This window comes from Ruegeria sp. AF5 (assembly GCF_056541905.1).
Genome location: NZ_JBQFYZ010000002.1, coordinates 167533 through 189206, shown reverse-complemented (window position 1 = coordinate 189206; position 21674 = coordinate 167533). Strand labels below are relative to the sequence as shown.

The following is a 21674-nucleotide window of genomic DNA, read 5'->3' as shown; positions in this document are numbered from 1 at the left end:
CCTGTTATGAGAACCGCTCATACCCCGGCCCGGGGTGCGGGGGCAAGAGCAACGGTTCTTTCCGCCCCGGCGTTCTGCCGCCGAATGCCCAAGGAAACCGGAAATTCGGCGCTTGTCAAAACCGCCCTTTCGCGCGTTCAGCCGAAAGGGCGGAGTTGCTTACTGAAACTGCGCGACTGGCTCGTGGGCCGATTTGGCAGTTTCAAGTGCTTTGGCCAAGTCCAGTGTCTTGCGGAACAACGCGCGCCCGACAATCGCGCCCGAGATATTGGGGATGTATGCCAGCCGCGAGATATCGTCTGCCGTGCGCACGACACCGCTGGCAATCACCGGGGTACGCGAATGGTTTGCCAATCGCGAGATCAGACCCAGCTTTGCCTCGACATCTTCGATGTCGCTGTCGATATCGGTTACCACGATGGCGGCAAAAGGCGCATCACCGAACGCGTCAATAAAGGCTTCGGGCGTGAACGCACTTTGGCTGCGCCAGCCGTCAGTCATGACAAAGCCTTGCCAGACATCAACCGACAGCACGATCTGATCCGGGTGCAGCTTGGCCAGATCCTTGACCAGGTTCGGTTCACGCGCAGCAAGCGTACCAACCACGATGCGACCCGCGCCCTTGTCGATCCAGCGCTCAATCTGCTCGCGCGAGCGCATGCCACCCGCCAACTGCACCGGAATCTCGGCCTTGCGAATGATATCTTCGACCAGCTGCGCGTTGGTATCCTTGCCCTCGATCGCGTCGAAATCCGTCAGGTGCATCCATTCGGCACCCGCCTCTGCCCAGCTCCGTGCGGTTTCTACCGGATTCACGTGCCAGATCATCGCTTCTTCCAGACGACCCTTGTCCAGCGAGACGCACCGGCCGTTCTGCAGTTCCATCGTGGGGTAAATCCTCATGAGCTTGGTCCTCCGCTCAATCGCTCTGAAAATCCCCGGCAGCATACATCCAGAAAGCCCGCCCGAAATCTCCGGGATCGGCACAGTTTGGCCATTTTGCGGCATACTGATTAAGTGGCGAATCTATGCGCGGGCTGGCGGTCCGTTGCGTCGTAACAAATGCACCGGGGTTTCATTATACACCCCTTCCCGCATCAGAACATAGCCAAGCTTCTTGGCGAGTTTCTGCGAAGACGTGTTGGACGCGTTTATCATCGCGACCAACGGTCCGGGAATCACCCGGTCAAACCAGTCATGCGCAGCCTTGGCGGCCTCGTATCCCAATCCCTGCCCCTGTGCTTCGGGGACCAGAACCCACCCTGCCTCGGGGAAGCCGTCGAAATCGTCGCCCATGCATCGGTTGCTATAGAAGAATCCGGCTTGCCCGATCAGCTTGCGATTCGATTGCTGCATTACGCCCCACTGACCAAAACCGGCCATCTGCCAATGCCCCGCATTACGCAGGAAAGAATCCCACGCTTCGCCACGCGATCGGGGAGAACCGCCGATATGCCGCACGACGCAAGGGTTACGCCAGATTTCTGCGAACCGGTCAAAGTCCTCTGGGCGCATAGCGCACAGCGTCAAACGCGCGGTATTTATCATCGGAGTGGATCTTATCATGCCCTGTCCACTTTGAGTTTTGCCTCAGTGGAAACAGTGCGCAGGCCACAATAGCCACGCAAGCCCGAAATTCGGCCGGGCATAAAAAAACGGCGCCCCCGTTGCCCGGAAGCGCCGATTTTAATCAGAAAGAAACGCTTAGGACGCTTCGCTGATGAACTTGACGGCGTCGCCAAAGGTCTGGATGGTCTCGGCTGCGTCATCGGGGATCTCGATGCCGAACTCTTCTTCGAAGGCCATGACCAGCTCAACAGTGTCCAGGCTGTCTGCGCCCAGATCGTCGATGAAGGACGCGTTTTCCACGACTTTATCTTCTTCAACACCCAGGTGCTCAACAACGATCTTCTTAACGCGATCTGCGACGTCGCTCATGTCTATTCCTCATTCCTTTACAGGGCGGTCCGCCCGATTCTGCCCTTGCCCGCACGGGTTGGCTTTGGTTTGCCCGTTTTGGGCGGTTTCGGTCCCGGCGAACCGGGAAATAGAAGGCCGACCTGAACGACCGGCCCCGCATAGATGCGCCGCCTATAGCATAGTCGACGCAAGAGGCAAACGCTTTCGCACTCGCCCCTGTCGCGCTCACAACATGGCCATACCGCCATTCACATGCAAGGTGCTTCCGGTAACATAGCCCGCTTCGGGGCTGGAAAGATACAGAACCGCAGCTGCAATTTCCTCCGGATCGCCCATGCGCCCGGCTGGAACCTTGAGCAACAGACCCTTTTTCTGTTCCTCGGTCAGTTTCTCTGTCATTGCCGTCGTGATAAATCCAGGTGCCACGGCATTCACAGTAATTCCGCGCGTCGCAACTTCGTGAGCCAAAGCTTTGGAAAACCCGATCATACCGGCCTTCGACGCGGCATAGTTCGCCTGCCCCGGATTACCGATTGCGGCCACCACGGACGAGACATTGACGATCCGGCCCCAGCGCGCCTTCATCATACCCCGGATCACCCCTTTGCACAGTTTCATGGTCGAGGTCATGTTCACATCAATGACGCTTTGCCATTCCTCATCAGACATGCGCATGAACAGGTTGTCGCGGGTGATTCCGGCGTTGTTTACAAGAATGTCCACCGATCCCATCGCCTCGGCCGCTTGCTTTGGCAACGCTTCCACGGCTTCCGGATCGCTTAAATTGCAGGGCAGAACATGCGCGCGTTCGCCCAGTTCGTCGGCCAGAGCCTGAAGCGGTTCAACGCGTGTACCGGACAACCCAACCGTTGCACCTGCGCCATGCAACGCACGTGCGATGTGGCCTCCGATACCGCCCGAAGCACCGGTGATCAGCGCATTCTTACCTGTTAAATCAAACATTCGGTTTCCCTCTTGCTGCGTCGGTTACAACGCGAATTGAGCTTACGATTCGGCCTGAATGGCCTTCTGGACGTCTTCCGGTGTGCCCACAGCCTTACCCGCGATTTCGCGATCGATCTTGCGGATCATACCGGACAGCGCTTTGCCAGCGCCGATTTCCCATGTTTCGGTCACGCCTTTTGCCGCCATATATTGCACGCTTTCCCGCCAGCGAACCGAACCTGTCACCTGCTCGACCAGCAATTGACGGATCAGATCCGGATCGCTGACAGCCTCGGCGCGCACATTAGCCACCAAAGGTATGACAGGGGCCTTAATTTCGACGGCAGCAAGCGCTTCTGCCATTACATCTGCAGCAGGTTTCATCAGCGCGCAGTGAAATGGAGCACTTACAGGCAACATAACAGCACGTTTTGCGCCTTTTTCCTTGGCGATCTCGGCTGCGCGTTCGACAGCCGCTTTTGAACCCGAAACGACGACCTGCGTAGGATCGTTGTCATTTGCGGCCTGACAGACCTCGCCCTGTGCGGCTTTTTCCGCCACAGCGCGCACGGCCTCCAGATCCAGCCCCAGAATGGCGGCCATGGCCCCCTCGCCCACGGGTACGGCGCTTTGCATGGCCTGACCACGGGTGCGCAACAGACGCGCTGTATCTGCAACAGACAAGGCACCCGCCGCGGCCAGGGCCGAGTATTCACCCAGTGAATGCCCCGCCACAAAAGCCGCCTTGCTGACAGATACGCCTTCGGCTTCCAAAGCGCGCATGGCTGCCATCGATGTTGCCATCAACGCGGGTTGGGCATTCTGGGTCAGTGTCAGGTCAGCAATATCGCCATCCCAGATCAGGCTGCTCAACTTCTCGCCCAACGCGTCGTCCACCTCATCGAAGATGGCCTGAGCCGCCGGGTAAGCCTCAGCCAGAGCTTTGCCCATACCTACGGTCTGGGCGCCTTGCCCCGGGAAAACGAACGCGAGTGTCATTGCAACCTCATGGATGGTGTCAGGTTGCGGCGGGGTGTAAACTGACTGACCGTCTGGCACAAGCATTGCCTGCTTTCTGCATTCTGGCACCTTTTGTGTGCACCCGCGCTCACTTGTGTCTGTTTCATCCGGCTTTACCTTGGGCACACCCTAGAATCCCGGAGCGCCCGACATATGCAATCGACCAATTCCTTTTCAAGCTACGGCAGCATCGCAAAGACGTTTCATTGGCTGACCGCGTTGCTGATCTTCACGGCTTTGCCCCTCGGCTGGGTCGCAGATAATCTGGCGCATGCGGTACTGCACTCGGCAACGGCCCCTACCGAGTTGGAAATTGCCCGTGCGGCGCGCGTGTTCTCATTGCATAAAACCGTGGGGGTTAGCGTGTTCTTCGTGGCATTGGCCCGCATTCTTTGGGCGTTCACGCAAACCAAGCCCGGCCTTCTGAATGCTGACAACAAGCCCGAAGCCTTCGCCGCTGAAACCGTCCACTGGCTGCTTTACGGTTCGCTGGTCCTTGTGCCGCTGACCGGCTGGATTCACCACGCCGCGACCGAAGGCTTTGCCCCAATCCTTTGGCCCTTCGGCCAAAACCTGCCTTTTGTACCGAAATCCACCGCCGTGGCCGAGGTTACAGGAGTTCTGCATTGGCTTTTCATGTGGGTTCTGGTTGTTTCCCTTGTCCTACACGTTGCAGGTGCGCTGAAACATCACGTCATCGACAAGGACGGCACATTGCGCCGGATGTTACCGGGCCTGTCTGATGTGCCGGAACCACCACATCAAACCCATTCACTGACTCCAGCCGTCGCCGCATTGGTGGTCTGGGGTGTCGTCGTCACCGGAGGCTGGGCAACGGGTAAGCTTACCCCTAACGTAAGTGAAGCACCGGATGTCCAACTGGCCGAGGTTCAATCCGAATGGCAGGTTCAGAACGGCACGCTGTCGATTACGATTTCGCAACTGAACAGCCCCGTCACGGGTACGTTCTCTGACTGGACGGCCGCAATTACTTTTGACGAACCCACAGAGCCGGGCCCGGCAGGATCTGTCGATGTCACAATAGCCGTAAGTTCGCTTAGTCTTGGAACCGTAACCGATCAGGCCATGGGACCGGATTTCTTCGACAATGCCCGGTTCCCGACTGCTCAGTTCAAGGCCGACCTTTATAAAACCGAAAGTGGGTACGAGGCGCGCGGTCCGCTTACAATTCGCGACAAGTCGATCGATGTCGTTTTGCCCTTCTCGCTGGATCTTCAGGGCGACACAGCCACAATGGCGGGCACAATCGAGCTTAACCGGCTGGAGTTTGATGTAGGCACATCGCAGCCTACCGAAGACTCGCTGGGCTTTACCGTCGCAGTATCCGTAGAACTCACAGCGGCACGCGGTCAGTAAGGCAAAAAAAACGCCGGTGATTTGATCACCGGCGTTTTTCTGTTCGTGATTCTGTGATTACTCGGCTTTTTGTGCCTCGACCGAAATCTGGATTTGCACTTCGTCGCTGACAAACGGTGCAAACTGACCCAGGTCGAATTCGCTGCGGACAAGCGTTGTTGTCGCGTTGAAACCCGCCCAGGGCTGATTTGCCATCGGGTGGGTGTCAGCCTTGTTGAGCTTTGCGTCCAGAACAACCGATTTGGTCACACCGTTCATCGTCAGATCGCCGGTGATGTTCGCGGTGTTGTCACCGGTCACCTCGATTCCTGTCGAAGTAAATGTGATTAAATCTCCTTCGGACGCGCCAAAGAAATCCTCGGTCATGAAGTGATCTTCACGGGGTTTCCAGCCGGTAAACATCTCCAAAACGGGCATCGACACACTCACGCTCGAAGCGGCGGGGTTTTCCTGGTCAAACATGATCTCGCCTTCAAAGCCGGAAAACATGCCAGTCGTGGTTGAAAACCCAAGGTGGTCATAGCTGAAAATGACTTGGCTGTGGCTGGGATCCAACACGTATTTCTCGGCGCTGGCGAATGCCGTTGTCGCTGATACGGCCAATGCAGCAGCAAGAAGGGTGGATTTCATATCAATCTCCGCGGTTTTGTGAATGCAGTCCGTCAGGACTGCTTGAATGCAAAATGTGCCACCCAAGGGCAGCACACAACCTTTTTTGATTCACAACTTCTGTTCTTTTTTGAACAGAATAAAACTCAGCCGAAAATTGTTACGCTTTTGCTAAGCTGACCTTTCAGCGCCCGGCTGACGTCCGCCGATTCAAGTGGCAGCTTCATCAAAAGACTTCCGTCCACGTCAAACAGATGAACTTCATTCTCTTCGAAACGTGCCCCACCCAGCGAGTCATAGCTGCGGCGCAGGACAGTCTGAGGGCGTCCGTCTTCGTTTTTCTGCAACACCCGGACTTCGCGGCGGATCGGGTCGAAATAGGCGTCAGGGCGCGGGTCAAGAACCTCGATTGTCAGCAGGGCGACACCAACGACCAGAAACAGCATGGATGCCGCCATCTTGATCGGCCAAACATCTGCGCCGACCACCGATCCGGGCATCAACCACATTGAGAACGCAGAAACGATCAAAAACGCCCCGACCATCCGCGCCAGGATCAGGCGGGCCTTCCAGTTAGGTGCAAACGTGATCATTACCGGCACTGAATTCTCAAATCGCGAGCCGGCAACGTTTTCCTGATATGCGTTTGTGTTAGTAGCGGTCATAACACGTCACCCTTTTAAGGTTACTTTCGAAATTCTGTTGATCCGGTTGATGTCCGGTATGCAAAACAACTTTGAGCCGAAAAGCGTCAGCAATTGGGCGGCCTAAAGGAATTTGGGCGGCGTCTCAAAGGCATATGTGGCAGGGCTTGCCCTTGCGGCTCAGACGTGTATACGGGGCCATCCTTCGCAGTCGTATGAATCGCGCAGCCTCTCGTGGCAGGGTCGCGAAGGAACGTTTGGCCCCGCCTATGAAATGCGCCTTGATATAAACAGGAGTGCACATGCCACTGTATGAGCATGTAATGATCGCGCGTCAGGATCTGTCCAACGCGCAGGCGGAAAGCCTCGTCGAACATTTCGGCACCGTTCTGGCTGACAACGGCGGCAAGCTGGTTGATAGCGAGTACTGGGGCGTCAAGACGATGGCCTACAAGATCAACAAAAACCGCAAGGGCCACTATGCCTTTCTGAAAACCGATGCCCCCTCGGGCGCGGTGCAGGAAATGGAGCGCCTGATGCGTCTGCATGAAGATGTCATGCGCGTTCTGACCATCAAAGTCGACGGCCACGAAGATGGTCCGTCGGTTCAGATGCAGAAGCGTGACGAACGTGGCGAACGCCGCGAGCGCCGTTGATCAACGCCTGAGTAAAGGACACTAAACCATGGCCGCAAAACCATTTTTCCGCCGCCGCAAGGTCTGCCCGTTCTCGGGTGAGAACGCGCCGAAAATCGACTACAAAGACACTCGTCTGCTGCAGCGCTACATCTCTGAGCGTGGCAAGATCGTGCCTTCGCGCATCACCGCCGTTTCGGCGAAAAAGCAGCGTGAGCTGGCCCGTGCTATCAAACGCGCCCGCTTCCTCGCCCTGCTGCCCTACGCTGTGAAGTAAGGAGAGACTGACATGCAAGTTATCCTGCTGGAACGCGTTGCGAAACTGGGTCAGATGGGCGACGTCGTTGACGTCAAGCCCGGCTACGCCCGCAACTTCCTGCTGCCCCAAGGCAAAGCCCTGAGCGCGTCCGACGCCAACATCGCGTCGTTCGAAGCCCAGAAAGCGCAGCTTGAGGCCCGCAACCTGGAAACCAAGAAAGAAGCTGAAGCACTGGCTGAAAAGCTGGACGGTCAGCAGTTCATCGTGATTCGCTCGGCATCGGATGCCGGCGCTCTGTACGGTTCGGTCACCCCGCGTGACGCCGCTGACGCCGCAACCGACGCAGGTTTCACCGTCGACAAGAAACAGATTGTCCTGATCGCCCCGATCAAGGAACTGGGTCTGCACACTGTCGCCGTTAAACTGCACCCCGAAGTTGAAGTCGAAATCAAGATGAACGTGGCCCGTTCGGCAGAAGAAGCTGAACTGCAGGCTTCGGGCAAATCGATTCAGGAGCTGGCTGCTGAAGAAGAAGCCGCTGCTGAATTCGAGATCGCCGAACTGTTCGACGACATCGGCTCGGCCGCTTCGGATGATGATGACATGGTTGCCGACGCAGCACCGGTTGCGGAAGACGAAGCCAAAGCCTGATCCGGCTGCTTGTGAGTACTTAAAAGGCCGCGCCAAAGCGCGGCCTTTTCTTTTTCCCTTTGTGTTCACAGGTCGTACCGGCAAATTTCAGCCCATTTTCCCGTGTACGCTTGAAGGCTCATTGTCGTTCCGTATCATTGCCGCCGAAATCCAGAGGACCGAAAAATGCTTGTTTATCTGCGCCATAGTTTCCTGGCACTGTTTCTATTTGTGTCGTTGGTTGCCTGCGGGGCAGACCAGGTCTCCAAGGCGGGTACGCCACATTTTGACCCGCCGCTCCACCCGAATGAAACGCCCGAGCTGAGAGCTTCGATCAACAGATGGGCGGACCATTACGAAATTCCGCGGGAGCTGGTTCACAAGCTGGCCATTCGCGAAAGCACACATCGACCATGGGCCGTCAACCGGCCCTATTACGGCCTTCTTCAGATCCTGCCAGCCACGGCGCGCTCGATGGGATACACCGGCAAAGCCGAAGGTTTGCTGGACGCCGACACCAACCTTGAGTTTGCCGGGAAGTACTTGCGCGGGGCGTGGATGCTTTCAGATGGGGACCAACGCAGGGCAATTTTTCTGTACGCCAAAGGTTTTTATCCCGAAGCTAAAGCCCGAGGAATGCTGGTCGAAACCGGGCTTAGGCCAACACCCTGACGGTCATTCGCGTCAGAATTCGATCGGAATCAGCACTTGAAACTGAATAGTGACAAAAATGTTCTATTGGGTGTCGCAATATGCGATATTGCACAGACAATTTAGACCTCTCCTTGTCATGTTTAGAAAAGTATGATGTTCTGACTTGGTGAGGTAAACGGGTTCCACTCTGTGTAATACGCATGCTCGACGACACCATCGGGCAGCAAGATGGGCCACAGCTGGTAGGCGCCACATGGAAATTGTCGATCTGAGCACCCTGCCGGATTCAGAAGTTCGATATACCGAATTTCTAAGGCAAATCTGTGAGAAGCATGACATGGATCATGCTGCCTATGCTGGTATGAATCCGGCGGCAGGAACTGTGGCTGGCTTTGTCACCTATGACGACGCCTGGACTGAGCACTACCAGAAACAGGGTCTGATCATGATTGATCCGACCATCCACATGGCTCGCCGCAGTATTGCGCCGGTGGACTGGAGCCGTCTGGAAAGAAGTCCGGACTTTCAACGCGTGTTCCGGGATGCTCATGATTTTGGCTTGCCTAGTCAGGGTGTTACGATCCCGGTACGCGGCCCTTACGGTGATATTGGCCTGCTGAGCGCTACCCGAAATTGCAGCAAGGAAGAGTGGCGTAAGCTTTACACGAACTTTATCGGCGATTTGCAGGCCATGGCCGTGCACATCCACGACAACGTCGTGTCCTCGGATCAGCTGACCGGCGCACTATATCATCCGACATTGTCCTCTCGCGAAGCGGAAATCCTGCAATGGGTCGCTGCAGGTAAGTCGCAGCAGGATATCGGCGATATTTTGTCGATTTCGCACCGAACCGTAGAAGTACACTTGCGTTCGAGCCGGGAAAAGCTTAGTGCGCTGACCACCCCTCAGGCCGTAGGGCGGGCGATAGCGATCGGGCTTATTACCCCGGGATAAACAAAAAAATCCCCAAATTCCGCCAAAATACGGGAATCCCCCAATAGAAAAATCCTTCGAGAGCGGTAACGTCAATATTACCGAACAACCACTCGAAGGGGGAAGAAATGATCATCGTGGTAGATGGCCTGAACAGACATATGTTCAGCGAAGTTCTTGACGAAATGTTCGAGTTGAGAGCACGTGTTTTTGGCGGACGTCTTGGATGGGACGTAAAGATCGAAGACGGTAAGGAAATTGATGAATTCGATCATCTGGACCCGGCATATGTAATCGGACTCGACGACGGGGGGAATGTCGTCGCAGCCGTGCGTGCCCTTCAGACCACAGGACCTCATATGTTGTCGGATGTGTTTTCGGCAATCCTTTGCGGGGAAGCACCACTTCGCAGCGCAACCATGTGGGAATCGACACGCTTCTGCGTGGACACGCAGCGTCTTACACGCGGCAAGGAAAAGAATTCTGTCTCTTATGCCACCTGCGAGCTGATGATCGGCTCTCTGGAATATGCCAAGAACGCAGGCATTCAGGATATCATCACCGTAATCGATCCGGTTATGGACCGGGTCCTGAAACGGTCGAACTGCGCGCCATATGACTATGTCGGCGAAACGGTTCCCATGGGGAAAGTTTCGGCACTGGCCGCGCTGTTGGATTGTACTGATGAACGCATCTCGGGCCTGCGTGAGTTTGCAGGCATCCATGAGAACGTCTTTATGGATGACGAAGAGGCACTGGCACTGTTTGCAGCCAAGAAGGCAGCAACCCAGAGCCCGGCCAATCAGGATCACAAGCCACTGACTGATCTTGAGAAGTATTTTGTGGAACAGATGAGCGCCGCAAGAAACGAAGCTGAACGCCAAGACGTTCTGAAGCTGATCGAAGCGCTCTCGGATACGTTCACACCAGAGCAGAAGATCGCTCTGCTAGATACCCCCCGTGCTTTTGCTCATGAGGCCTGACCCCCTCACCTCATAGATACAAAAGCCACCCATGCGGAGCCGTCTGTTTACAGGCGGCTCCGTTTTTTTGCCCCTCTCTGAACAAAGAGGGAAGGAAGAGGATTATTCCTCTTCCAATGCCTCAATGGCTTTTTGCAGGTCGTCCTTGCTGACTTCCTTGTCGCTGACCTGCGCCAGCTCGAACACATAGTCGACAACCTTGTCTTCGAAGATCGGAGCGCGCAGTTGTTGCTGCATCTGAGCGTTCTGCTGCACGAACTCGAAGAACTGGCGTTCCTGACCCGGGTACTGACGCGCCTGGTTCATGATCGCCTGGGTCATCTCGGCGTCGGTGACTTCCACCTCTGCCTTCTGGCCCAGCTCGGCCAGCAGCAGACCCAGACGCACGCGGCGTTCGGCCAGCTTGTTGTGCTCATCGGTGGGTTCGATCTCACCGTGGTCATGACCGGTTACTTCAGGGTTTTCCTCGTGCCACAGCTGATGTGCAATCTGCTTGGCTTCGGCTTCAACCAGCGACGGTGGCAGGTCGAACGACACTTTTTCGTCCAGCACGTCCAGCAGGGCCCGCTTCATGACCGCGCGCGACGCGCCCGCATATTCTGCTTCGAGACGTTCCGAAATCTGAGTTTTCAGAGCGGCCAGATCCTCGGCGCCGAACTTCATCGCCAGCTCATCGTTGATCTCGGCTGCAACCGGCTCTTTCACTTCCTTGATCGTGCAGGTGAAGACCGCGTCTTTTCCGGCCAGGTGTTCGGCACCATATTCTTCCGGGAATGTCACGTTGACGTCTTTTTCTTCCTCGGCCTTCACACCGACCAGTTGCTCTTCAAAACCGGGGATGAAGCTGTTTGACCCCAGAACCAACGGGTAATCTTCGGCCGATCCACCTTCGAATTCTTCGCCATCAACCTTGCCGACAAAATCGAACACGATCTGGTCGCCATCCTTGGCTTTCGAACCCTTGCGGCGGGCTTTGAAGTCCTGAGCGGTTTCAGCCAGGTTGTTCAGCGCTTCCTCGACAGCGGCGTCATCCGCCTTGACGATCAGCTTGTCCAGCGCAACCGATTTCAGATCGACCTCAGGGATCGCGGGCAGCGCTTCGTAGGACATCGCGACCTCGATATCGTCGCCTTCTTTCCAGTCCTCGTTGGTCATCTTGACTTCGGGCTGCAGCGCGGGGCGGTCGCCGCTGTCCTCGAAATGCTTGTTCATTGCACCGTCGATGGATTCCTGCATCGCCTCACCCAGCAGGCGTTGGCCAAACTGCTTTTTCAGCAGCGCCATCGGCACCTTGCCTTTGCGGAAGCCTTTCATTTCGATTTCCGGCTGTGCTTCGGTCAGCTTTTCATTGACCTTGTCGTCCAGTTCGGCTGCGGTCACAACAATGTTGTAGCCGCGTTTCAGACCTTCGTTCAGCGTCTCGGTAACCTGCATTTTGGTAGTCCCCATAGGATTCGGGGCGCGCAAAACGGGCGCGCCGGGCAAATTTGACGCCTTCTATTTGCCCTGCCGCCAACGTGCAAGGGGCAAAGGCTGAATCAACCTGGTTTTGGCAAAAAAGAACGCCCCGAAAACCGGGGCGTTCGTGTTGGATCGCTGGAAGGCAATTAAAACTTCCAGCGCGCGCCCAAAACCCAGGCCTCGTTGTTTTCGAACGACGTTCCGTCATCGAAATCGTGGTTGCGATACTTCAGGTAAACATCGGTATTGATCGCTTCGACCTTCTGCACGACAGCGATACCCCATGCCTTGGTGTCGGACCCGTTGGTCTCGAAATCCGCGCCGTCATAATAGTCGATGCCGACACCTGTCTTACCCCAGGATACCCAGTTCCCCTCGTACGAGACCTTGCCGTACCAGTAATTCGGGTCCGTCTGGCCAGCTCGGTCATCGTCACGCGTGCCGCCGGCAATCGTGAACCCCAGACCGCTGGGCAACAGCACCGAGGCCGAACCGAGTGTATCCTTGCGATCCCCTGAATTGTCATCCCGCTCCCGCACCGAATACGCGACAGCTGCCGCAAACTCTACACCGCCTGCAAAGGTGTTTTCATAGAACACGCCGACATCGTAGTAGTCATCATCGTCACTGCTGGACAGAATGTTCTGACCATATGCAAAAGCGGCCGAGAATCCGTTAACCGTTGGAGTGTCATACCGGACGCGCCCACGACGTGAGCCATCAAAGTTGCTGGAACTGTCACCAACCGTAATACCGCTCAGCACACCGTTTGTGCCGCGATAGAAAAAGCCAGAGTTCTCATCGTTTGTGAACGAATACAGCGCGGTGCCGACATAGGACAGGTCCACTTCTGCAGCACCATCTGCCGCCATGCTGCCCTGACCTGCCGAGAACTTGCCGTAGCTGCCCTTCAAGGCAAAATCCACAAACCGGATATCGTCGCGGGTCCAGCCGCTAAAGTTTGTACCGTTCTGGTTCCATTCAGTCGAATTCGGCAATCCCAACGCCGATTCCAAGCGGAAGGTAAACTCGTTCTGGCCAAATGGCTGCATCAGACGCAGGCCAACCCGGCTGTTCGACAGATCGTTGTCGAGGACCCGGGTCTCGGTATCTTGGCCGTCATCAACCGAAATCAAGGCCGGGTTTAACTGCCCGTAAAGCAGCACATAGCCGCCGCTGTTATTTTCGTATTTCAGCTCTGCGGCTGCCGGAACAGCGACCGTGGCAGTCAGAAAGGCGGCAACCGATATCTTTTTGATATTTGGGGTCATTTCACTCACCATAGTTGGTTCGGGGTTCAGATACTGCCCATTTGTTTACTGAATCCGAGCGTTCCAGTGGTCTGCGCCCTGTCTTACGCAAGAATTGTATTTTAGCAACAGAACATACAAATAACTTTGACATTTTACATTATTTTTCATTAACTTACAAGATACGGCTCCAGCTCGTACTGGCAGCTTGCAAACGATTAGTGATGCCTGCCTATGCATCTGGCAAATATGCGGTATGCATCTGCGCACATCTTGACAGCGAAAACATGCCATTCTGACAGAGCCTGAGCTGCTTTCTGCCCAAAACAACTAGATATTCAGCTGTTTGAAAACATCGGGCAACTGCTCAGGCAGATCCTCGGCGATCAATCCCGGCCCGAAACGACGCGCGCATTCCACGTGCAGCCACGCTGCTGTCTCAGCCGCCGCCATCGCATCGAATCCCCGCGCCAATAGCCCGGCGATGTAACCGGCCAACACATCGCCTGACCCGGCGGTTGCAAGCCAAGGGGCCGCGCGACCATAGCATGCGGCATTGATCGAACATCGCCCGTCCGGCGCCGCTATGACAGTATCCGGCCCTTTGAACAACACGATGCATCCCGCGCGCGCCGCCGCCTCTCGCGTTGCGTCCACCTTGGAATAGGCGGGGCCTCTGACCGGCGTTTCGCTCAGCTTTTCAGCCAGATCGGGGAACAGCCGCGCAAACTCACCGCCATGCGGGGTCAGAACGCAGCGGTCATGCAACATTTCAAACAAGTTTCCGGGATCGCCCGCAAATGCCGTCAGCGCATCAGCATCCAGAACCGTCGCACGTTTCGCAATCAGGGCGACCGGCACCAGGTCCCGCGCTCGCTCCAACCCCAAACCGGGGCCCAGACAAAGGGCGTTCATTCGCACGTCCTGCAGTACGTCTGACAGCATTTGAGAACCATCAACGCACTGTAGCATGAGGGCGGTGATCTGGCTCGCAACCTCTGCTAAAGCCAAGGATGGCACCCCCAGCGTCACCAACCCTGCCCCAATCCGCAACGCCCCCCGCGCGGCCAGTCGCGCCGCACCTGTCTTGCCGGGCCCACCCGAAAGGATCAGGGCATGCCCATGGGTGTATTTGTGCTCATTCATACTCTTACCAAGGCAAACCCCAGGCAGATTATCCACAGCCTTCGAAATCTCGTCGCCCCCCGCATCCTGCCTCAACCCGATATCTTTCGTGACAACATGTCCGCAAAAATATGGTCCCTCACTCAGCACGTGGCCAAGCTTTCTCGAATGAAACGAAACCGTAAGTGCTGATCGTGCACAGCGACGTCCATGCTGAGGGAAAAGTTCTCCCACGACTTTGCCTGAGTCTGCGCAAAGACCTGAAGGAACGTCTATCGCGACCGTGCGTGGAGGAACTGTGTGCGTACCTCCATCCTGACGCCGCAACTCCCATGCCGTCTCTGCGTCATCATATGCCCAAAGAACTTCCCATAGCCTCACATCTTCAATCGATCGTGTTAGACCGGTCCCAAACAATGCGTCGATGAGAATATCCGGATACAAGATTCTGCCCCGTGCGATCTCAGATACATCCTTTGTCGAACCACCCCATCGCTCATAACTCACCCGGGCATCCGGCGGCAACTTTTTGGGATCGCCATACAGGAATACCTCAACCCTCCAGCCCAGTTCCCGCAAAAGCCGCGCCACGACAAACCCGTCACCGCCGTTGTTTCCGGGCCCGCACAATACGACTGCACGCAGCGGATCCTCTTCATCTTTTTCCAAATACTCCGGGGAGCGCGAGGGGCTGGCCCCTCGCCTGTCCAGATCCGGCCATTCCTCAAAGATCGCCTCGACAACACATTGCCCTGCCCGCTCCATCAGCTCCAAACCCGTAACCTCACCGGACCTGATGGCCGCGTGCTCGATGGCTCTCATCTGCGCTGCTGTCAGCAATTCCGTCATATCACACCTTCGCACGATTCAATTTCGATTACTTTTTGTGCAAACCGCCTAAAATTTAGCACAGAGCCTGATTTCAACGGATACCGACCCAACCGATACCGCAATCACGTTGCCGCCCGATCTTAGACGTGATCACTGCGCCTGAGACAACCATTCAAGGTGAGCCGGAATGAAAAAGATCGAAGCGATCATCAAGCCGTTCAAACTGGACGAAGTGAAAGAGGCGTTGCAGGACGTAGGTGTTCAGGGTCTCAGCGTCGTCGAAGTCAAAGGTTTCGGCCGTCAGAAAGGCCATACCGAGCTGTATCGTGGCGCGGAATATGTTGTCGACTTTTTGCCCAAGGTGAAGGTCGAGGTCGTATTGGACGATGACCAGGTTGATGCCGCCATCGAAGCCATCGTGTCGGCTGCCAAGACCGACAAAATCGGCGACGGAAAGATCTTTGTCTCTCCGGTTGAACAAGCCATTCGCATCCGCACCGGCGAGACCGGCTCGGACGCGCTCTAACATACCAATCTTCAAGTCAGAGGAATCAAGAGAATGAGCAAGGACGCAGTTCTTCAGCTGATCAAGGAAGAGGGCGCCGAATATGTCGACGTCCGTTTCACCGACCCCCGCGGCAAGCTGCAGCACGTGACCCTGATGGCCGATCAGGTCGACGAAGACTTCCTGGACGAAGGCTTCATGTTCGATGGCTCGTCCATCGCAGGCTGGAAGTCGATCGAAGCATCGGACATGAAGCTGATGATCGACACCGAAAGCGCATATGTTGATCCGTTCTACGCTGAGAAAACCATTTGCGTACACTGCACGGTCGTCGAGCCCGATACAGGCGAAGCCTATGAGCGCGACCCGCGCGGCACAGCGCAGAAAGCCGAGGCCTACCTGAAGGCATCGGGGATCGGCGATGTTGCATACATGGGCCCCGAAGCCGAGTTTTTCCTGTTTGACGATGTCCGGTATTCGAACACGATCAACAAGGTATCCTACGAAGTTGATGCAACTGACGCATCATGGAACACCGACACCGAATACGAAATGGGCAATACGGGCCACCGTCCGGGCGTCAAGGGTGGCTACTTCCCGGTGAACCCGATCGACGAAGCGCAGGACCTGCGGTCGGAAATGCTGTCCACCATGAAGCGTCTGGGCATGAAGGTCGACAAGCACCATCACGAAGTTGCGTCATGCCAGCACGAACTGGGCCTGATCTTCGACAGCCTGACCAAGCAGGCGGATGAACTGCAAAAGTACAAATACGTCATCCACAACGTGGCTCATGCGTACGGCAAATCGGCAACCTTCATGCCGAAGCCTATCGCAGGTGACAACGGCACCGGCATGCACGTGAACATGTCGATCTGGAAAGACGGCAAGCCACTGTTCGCGGGTGACAAATACGCTGATCTTTCGGACGAAGCGCTGTACTTCATCGGTGGTATCCTGAAGCACGCCAAGACACTGAACGCCTTCACCAACCCGGCAACCAACAGCTACAAGCGCCTGATCCCCGGTTTCGAAGCCCCAGTTCTGCGCGCCTACTCGGCCCGCAACCGATCAGGTTGTGTCCGTATTCCGTGGACCGAGAGCCCTAAAGCAAAACGTGTCGAGGCTCGATTCCCCGATCCGGCAGCGAACCCCTACCTGGCGTTTGCCGCTCTGTTGATGGCTGGCCTGGACGGCATCAAAAACAAGATCGATCCGGGCGAAGCCATGGACAAGAACCTGTACGATCTACCTGCCGAGGAACTGGCCGGTATCCCGACAGTCTGCGGCAGCTTGCGTGAAGCTCTGGAAGCGCTGGCTTCCGATCACGACTTCCTGTTGCAAGGTGACGTGTTCACCAAAGACCAGATCGACGGCTATATCGCCCTGAAGATGGAAGAGGTCGAAACCTACGAGCACACACCACACCCGGTTGAGTACGGCATGTATTACAGCTGCTAAGCAACACGGCATGGATTTACAGGGGCGCCCAAACGGGCGCCCCTGTTTCATTTGCGCCGGTCTGTCGCTGTTCAGCCTTTTCGAGCGCCATGACGCAGAATACACACTTTTTACCTTCGCCCTTGCTATCTGCCCGATGCTGAGGATCTGAAACCCTTCAAAGGCGCTCTGCAGACCAATCAACAGGCTTTTGCAGGAGCGGTTGGTGCTACTCCAACGAACTGCTTTGCCCAATTCAAAGCTCAAAGTAGGCTGGCCTCAGATTTTAACACAACCGGATTACCTGCATGTTTCGCCTTTACGTATTATTCGCCCTGCTTGTGTCCTCACCCCTTCTGGCCGCGCCTTGTGGGAATACCAGCGCGGGGTTCGAGGCCTGGAAGGCCGATTTCGCCCAGCAGGCCCGCAAGGCTGGTGTGAAAAAAAAGGGCCTTCAGGCGCTTGCCCAAGCTCAATACGCCACGGGCACAATTGCGGCAGACCGCAATCAGAAAAGCTTCAAATACACACTGGACAAATTCATGCGTGTCAGAGGTGCTGATGCAATCGTCGCGCAGGGGCGCAAACGCAAGGCTGCAAATCCCGATTTCTATGCTGCGCTTGAACGGCAATACGGTGTTCCGCCGGGCATTCTGATCGCCATTCACGGCATGGAAACCGGCTTTGGCAATTTTATGGGAGACAGTCAGGTTGTTTCCGCAATCACAACACTGGCCTATGATTGTCGCCGGTCCGAGTTCTTTGTTCCGCACGCAATTGGGGCACTTAAACTGGTCGATGCAGGAAGCATTACCGTGGCGACAAAAGGGGCAAAACATGGCGAGTTGGGCCACACTCAGTTCCTGCCGGGCAACGCCCTGACCTATGGCGTCGATGCCACCGGCGACCGTCGGGTGGACTTCTATGACATGACCGACGCGCTTGCCTCGACCGCCAATTATCTTCGCAAGAAAGGGTGGAAGCCAGGGCGTGGCTATCAGCCAGGGGAGCGGAATTTTCAAGTGCTGAAACAGTGGAACGCGGCCTCTGTTTATCAGCAATCCATAGCAATCATGGCCGCCCGAATCGACCAATAGCCCGGTCGCACCAAAAACACACTCCGCACCCTCTTTCGCCACATTTCCGCCACAGTGACAAACAAAAGCCTTTAGTTTCTTGGTTTCCAATGCGTAACCAATGCCGGGGTAAAATCACCTTTTTTGCATTTTCCGCCAAATTCTCCTCACGAATGGTTGTTACAGTGTTTGCTGAACAGTACGCAAAAAAGGACAGTGCAGTGGCTCGGAAGCACAGCTACCATGGCGGCCTGCAATTCAATGGCGACGCAAATGGCGCGATCGAGCGTTTTGGCACAATCGTTGCCACGACGCTGGAAGATTACGGCCATCTGGTCGAACGCAAGGCGTTGCTGAGCAATTCCGAAGCAAGCATTGTTTCAAGTCAGTACCTTGTGCGACTGACCTTGGATACAGGCACCCCCGAGCAGGAAGACCGGTACGAGCGTATGGATCGCGCCGCGGGGCTAAAAACGATAACAAAACCCCGCGCCGCAAATCCGCAAAACAGGTTGGTTCTTTCGATCACGCCGGTTTCCCCCCTGCTGGATGACTCCGAGATTTCGGAACTGATGATGGTCGTCATTCTGTATCGCATGGTCGATATTTGTTCGACCCGGCGCGTTGAATGGCTGTCGCCACACACGGTTCTGACGGTCGAGCAGTTCATGAGCGCCTTTGACACTCTGGCCCCCAGCCGAACACGCGACAGAAAACAAATTTTTCAGTCGCTGACCGGGCAATTCTCGGGGGTGAATGTGCCCGAGAACGATGACACCATAAGTGTTCTTCATGCTTCGACGTCCCGCCCGATCCAGCTGACAGATGAACAATTGCTCAGCATCGCGTTTCGCAGTGAAGATACAAACAGGCCAGGACAGGAAACATTGGATGACGAAGATGGGGTCGTAAAGCCAAGCGACGTTTTGCGTCTCAGCAGTTGGTGCATGACGGGTGTACTGGCAGGCGTTTCGACCCCGATTGCCCTGTCAATGGCTGCCGTCAATCTGATCCGGGGTGAGGATTTTCGCCTCAACACACAGGTGCTTGTCTTTACCTTCGCGATAGTTGCCCTGAACGCAACGAACGCGTTTGCCGATGTTGCGGCCGCCTTGGGCCAATAAGAGAACTACAGAAGACCCTCCTTGGATGCCCCGCCTTCAGGCGGGGTTTTCCATTTTGGGAACCGTGTTCGCGGCCAGAACATAAGTGTGGATTGAAAAGACGACCGCATCCGTTTTCGGCAAGCGCAGCAGGGTTTGCCGCTCGCTTCGCAAGTAGGACGTTTTACGTCGATCTGTGTCGCCCCGCCTGTCACTGGCGCTTCGGGGTTGAAACAGTTCGGGGTCTTCATACCAAAGCGCGTTAAAGCGCCAGAGCGGACGACCGGGCTGTATCCCGTCGAACAGGCGCTGCACCCGCTTGGCGATATTTTCGTCGTAACTTGCGACAGGCACATGGATGTCGATCAGTGGTCGCATGAATTTTTCGGACAAAAGCCAGCTGGCCGGGAAACACAGGATTGCGCCGGTCAAAACATGTTCAGTTCCACGCTTTTGCAGGATGCAAAAATCCTCCTGAACCAGCCTACACAATGTATCAAGCGGCTGGGCCCGGTCGACTGCGACCGTTACACCATCGGGTCTGACGACTTCTTCACCTGCATTGGGATAGACCTGCGACAGCACAAGGTCGAGCAGTTCCCGAGCGGCGGGTTCTGCCTGCGGATCAAGCGCCAGAACGTCATCGCGGCGTTCCGTCAGCAGCTTTTCCCGGCATCGCATCTGACCGGCAAAAGCCTCGTCCCGATGCAACCAGTTTTCCATCGTTGCAGGCTGGATACCCGGCAAAGCACGCGGGTCGCCGACATCATACGGTATTTTTTCTTGCAGAATTTTATTCATGCCAGCGACTTAGCATGGGTCGAAATATTTGTCGGTCGAAAACGACAGGATCGCCGTCGCATTTTTCCAAGACGATCCACATGGGCACCTTAGGTTTGACTGAACAAGCAACGAGGTCCGTCATGAACAAGCATTACCGAGACACGCGCAAGATTGACCCCAGCCGAGGCGCTACGCTGGGTGATGGCACGCCAAACGAAAATGACCGGATCGAGATCGGACCGACACAGCTGGCTTTTGACGAATGGGCTGCGGCAGGTCTGGAACTGCCCAACCTTGCACGGATGCGGGAACACCGCTGGAAGCGTCTGACGCAGGCCATCGTTGATCGCGGATACGGAGGTTTGCTGGTTTTTGACCCGCTGAACATCCGCTATGCGACCGACAGCACGAACATGCAGTTGTGGAATACGCATAACCCGTTTCGCGCAGTGCTGTTATGTGCCGATGGCTATATGGTGATATGGGACTACAAGAACTCGCCTTTCCTCAGCACGTTCAATCCGCTGGTGCGCGAACAGCGTTCAGGTGCGGACCTGTTTTACTTCGACCGTGGCGACAAGGTGGATATCGCGGCGGATATCTTTTCGAACGAGGTGCGCGTGCTGATCGATGCGCATGGTGGCGGCAACAAACGTTTGGCCGTCGACAAGATCATGCTGCATGGTCTGCGCGCGCTTGAGGCGCAGGGCTTTGAGGTCATGGAAGGCGAAGAGCTGACCGAAAAAACCCGTGCCGTGAAGGGGCCGGATGAGATTCTGGCCATGCGCTGTGCCAATCACGCCTGCGAAACCGCTGTGGCGGAGATGGAGAGCTTTGCACGCGCGAATGTCGGCAATGGCAAGACAACCGAGGATGATATCTGGGCTGTTCTGCACGCGGAAAACATCCGGCGCGGTGGCGAATGGATTGAAACCCGCCTGCTGGCGTCAGGCCAACGCACGAACCCGTGGTTCCAGGAATGCGGCCCACGCATCACGCAGCAAAACGAAATCATCGCCTTCGACACCGACCTGATCGGGTCTTACGGGATTTGCATCGATATCTCGCGCACATGGTGGATTGGCGACCAAAAACCCCGCCCTGACATGATCTATGCCATGCAGCACGCGCATGAACACATCATGACCAACATGCAGATGCTGAAGCCCGGTGTGATGATCCCGGAACTTACCGCCATGTCGCACAGGCTTGACGACAAGTTTCAGGCGCAGAAATACGGCTGCCTGATGCACGGAGTGGGATTGTGTGATGAATGGCCGCTGGTTGCGTATCCGGACAAAGCCGTCGAAGGCGCATATGACTATCCGCTGGAGCCCGGCATGGTGCTGTGCGTCGAAGCCTGCGTTGGCGAAGTCGGTGGCGATTTCAGCATCAAGCTTGAGGATCAGGTTCTCATTACCGAAACCGGGTATGAGAACCTGTCCAGATATCCCTTTGACCCCCAATTGATGGGAATCGAATAAGGCCGG

At 56.0% G+C, this 21674-nt stretch carries 23 protein-coding genes; 12 read left to right on the top strand and 11 right to left on the bottom strand.

Annotated features, from left to right (window positions below; translation table 11 throughout):
• Positions 1-159: 159 nt before the first annotated feature.
• The 5 genes from ACR0DS_RS04425 to fabD all read right to left on the bottom strand — a co-directional run bounded on the left by ACR0DS_RS04425 (position 160) and on the right by fabD (position 3864).
• Positions 160-903, bottom strand: a complete 744-nt coding sequence (locus ACR0DS_RS04425; protein WP_480480391.1) for a 1-(5-phosphoribosyl)-5-[(5-phosphoribosylamino)methylideneamino]imidazole-4-carboxamide isomerase — start codon at positions 901-903, stop codon at positions 160-162.
• Positions 904-1026: 123 nt separating this feature from the next.
• Positions 1027-1566, bottom strand: coding sequence for a GNAT family N-acetyltransferase (locus tag ACR0DS_RS04420; RefSeq protein WP_267364575.1), 540 nt, complete (start codon positions 1564-1566; stop codon positions 1027-1029).
• A gap of 138 nt (positions 1567-1704) precedes the next feature.
• Complete coding sequence (locus ACR0DS_RS04415; protein WP_050602116.1) at positions 1705-1938, bottom strand: acyl carrier protein; 234 nt, start codon at positions 1936-1938, stop codon at positions 1705-1707.
• Between the two features lie 207 nt (positions 1939-2145).
• Positions 2146-2883: a 3-oxoacyl-[acyl-carrier-protein] reductase gene (fabG, locus tag ACR0DS_RS04410; RefSeq protein ID WP_209596801.1), complete on the bottom strand. Its 738-nt coding sequence runs from the start codon at positions 2881-2883 to the stop codon at positions 2146-2148.
• Positions 2884-2925: 42 nt separating this feature from the next.
• Positions 2926-3864, bottom strand: a complete 939-nt coding sequence (gene fabD / locus ACR0DS_RS04405) for an ACP S-malonyltransferase (protein WP_480558177.1) — start codon at positions 3862-3864, stop codon at positions 2926-2928.
• Between the two features lie 174 nt (positions 3865-4038).
• Here fabD and ACR0DS_RS04400 point away from each other — a divergent pair, with 174 nt between their 5' ends.
• The gene (locus ACR0DS_RS04400) at positions 4039-5262 is read left to right on the top strand and encodes a cytochrome b/b6 domain-containing protein (RefSeq protein ID WP_480558178.1); all 1224 of its coding nucleotides are present in this window, start codon (positions 4039-4041) and stop codon (positions 5260-5262) included.
• A 57-nt stretch (positions 5263-5319) separates the two neighbouring features.
• On the opposite strand, the gene ACR0DS_RS04395 is transcribed toward ACR0DS_RS04400, so the two are convergent.
• Positions 5320-5892: a YceI family protein gene (locus tag ACR0DS_RS04395; protein WP_480558179.1), complete on the bottom strand. Its 573-nt coding sequence runs from the start codon at positions 5890-5892 to the stop codon at positions 5320-5322.
• A 125-nt stretch (positions 5893-6017) separates the two neighbouring features.
• On the bottom strand, positions 6018-6464 hold the full coding sequence (locus tag ACR0DS_RS04390; RefSeq protein WP_480473389.1) for a hypothetical protein: 447 nt from the start codon (positions 6462-6464) through the stop codon (positions 6018-6020).
• 353 nt (positions 6465-6817) lie between these two features.
• Between ACR0DS_RS04390 and rpsF the strand changes: the two genes are divergently transcribed.
• From rpsF to ACR0DS_RS04360, 6 genes are all read left to right on the top strand, one after another.
• A complete protein-coding gene (rpsF, locus tag ACR0DS_RS04385) occupies positions 6818-7171 on the top strand; it encodes a 30S ribosomal protein S6 (RefSeq protein ID WP_209503558.1) in 354 nt (117 codons plus the stop codon).
• 28 nt (positions 7172-7199) lie between these two features.
• On the top strand, positions 7200-7427 hold the full coding sequence (gene rpsR, locus ACR0DS_RS04380) for a 30S ribosomal protein S18 (protein ID WP_005608650.1): 228 nt from the start codon (positions 7200-7202) through the stop codon (positions 7425-7427).
• A gap of 12 nt (positions 7428-7439) precedes the next feature.
• Entirely contained in the window at positions 7440-8060 is a 621-nt protein-coding gene (gene rplI / locus ACR0DS_RS04375) for a 50S ribosomal protein L9 (RefSeq protein ID WP_480485272.1), read from the top strand.
• 165 nt (positions 8061-8225) lie between these two features.
• Positions 8226-8711, top strand: coding sequence for a transglycosylase SLT domain-containing protein (locus ACR0DS_RS04370; protein WP_480480384.1), 486 nt, complete (start codon positions 8226-8228; stop codon positions 8709-8711).
• Positions 8712-8946: 235 nt separating this feature from the next.
• The gene (locus ACR0DS_RS04365) at positions 8947-9648 is read left to right on the top strand and encodes a LuxR family transcriptional regulator (RefSeq protein ID WP_267364591.1); all 702 of its coding nucleotides are present in this window, start codon (positions 8947-8949) and stop codon (positions 9646-9648) included.
• Between the two features lie 107 nt (positions 9649-9755).
• Entirely contained in the window at positions 9756-10610 is an 855-nt protein-coding gene (locus tag ACR0DS_RS04360; RefSeq protein WP_480480382.1) for an acyl-homoserine-lactone synthase, read from the top strand.
• Positions 10611-10712: 102 nt separating this feature from the next.
• On the opposite strand, the gene tig is transcribed toward ACR0DS_RS04360, so the two are convergent.
• The 3 genes from tig to ACR0DS_RS04345 form a co-directional block, all read right to left on the bottom strand.
• Positions 10713-12044: a trigger factor gene (tig, locus tag ACR0DS_RS04355; RefSeq protein ID WP_480504714.1), complete on the bottom strand. Its 1332-nt coding sequence runs from the start codon at positions 12042-12044 to the stop codon at positions 10713-10715.
• Between the two features lie 173 nt (positions 12045-12217).
• Positions 12218-13342: a porin gene (locus ACR0DS_RS04350; RefSeq protein ID WP_480504712.1), complete on the bottom strand. Its 1125-nt coding sequence runs from the start codon at positions 13340-13342 to the stop codon at positions 12218-12220.
• A gap of 309 nt (positions 13343-13651) precedes the next feature.
• The gene (locus ACR0DS_RS04345) at positions 13652-15295 is read right to left on the bottom strand and encodes an NAD(P)H-hydrate dehydratase (protein ID WP_480558181.1); all 1644 of its coding nucleotides are present in this window, start codon (positions 15293-15295) and stop codon (positions 13652-13654) included.
• A gap of 169 nt (positions 15296-15464) precedes the next feature.
• Between ACR0DS_RS04345 and ACR0DS_RS04340 the strand changes: the two genes are divergently transcribed.
• From ACR0DS_RS04340 to ACR0DS_RS04325, 4 genes are all read left to right on the top strand, one after another.
• The gene (locus tag ACR0DS_RS04340) at positions 15465-15803 is read left to right on the top strand and encodes a P-II family nitrogen regulator (RefSeq protein ID WP_209503542.1); all 339 of its coding nucleotides are present in this window, start codon (positions 15465-15467) and stop codon (positions 15801-15803) included.
• Between the two features lie 33 nt (positions 15804-15836).
• The gene (glnA, locus tag ACR0DS_RS04335; protein WP_480473395.1) at positions 15837-17243 is read left to right on the top strand and encodes a type I glutamate--ammonia ligase; all 1407 of its coding nucleotides are present in this window, start codon (positions 15837-15839) and stop codon (positions 17241-17243) included.
• Positions 17244-17530: 287 nt separating this feature from the next.
• Positions 17531-18319: a lytic murein transglycosylase gene (locus ACR0DS_RS04330; RefSeq protein ID WP_480558183.1), complete on the top strand. Its 789-nt coding sequence runs from the start codon at positions 17531-17533 to the stop codon at positions 18317-18319.
• Between the two features lie 200 nt (positions 18320-18519).
• The gene (locus ACR0DS_RS04325) at positions 18520-19422 is read left to right on the top strand and encodes a hypothetical protein (RefSeq protein ID WP_480558185.1); all 903 of its coding nucleotides are present in this window, start codon (positions 18520-18522) and stop codon (positions 19420-19422) included.
• 36 nt (positions 19423-19458) lie between these two features.
• On the opposite strand, the gene ACR0DS_RS04320 is transcribed toward ACR0DS_RS04325, so the two are convergent.
• Complete coding sequence (locus ACR0DS_RS04320; protein WP_480558187.1) at positions 19459-20202, bottom strand: heme-dependent oxidative N-demethylase family protein; 744 nt, start codon at positions 20200-20202, stop codon at positions 19459-19461.
• Between the two features lie 122 nt (positions 20203-20324).
• Between ACR0DS_RS04320 and dddP the strand changes: the two genes are divergently transcribed.
• On the top strand, positions 20325-21668 hold the full coding sequence (gene dddP / locus ACR0DS_RS04315; protein WP_480558189.1) for a dimethylsulfonioproprionate lyase DddP: 1344 nt from the start codon (positions 20325-20327) through the stop codon (positions 21666-21668).
• Positions 21669-21674 lie beyond the last annotated feature (6 nt).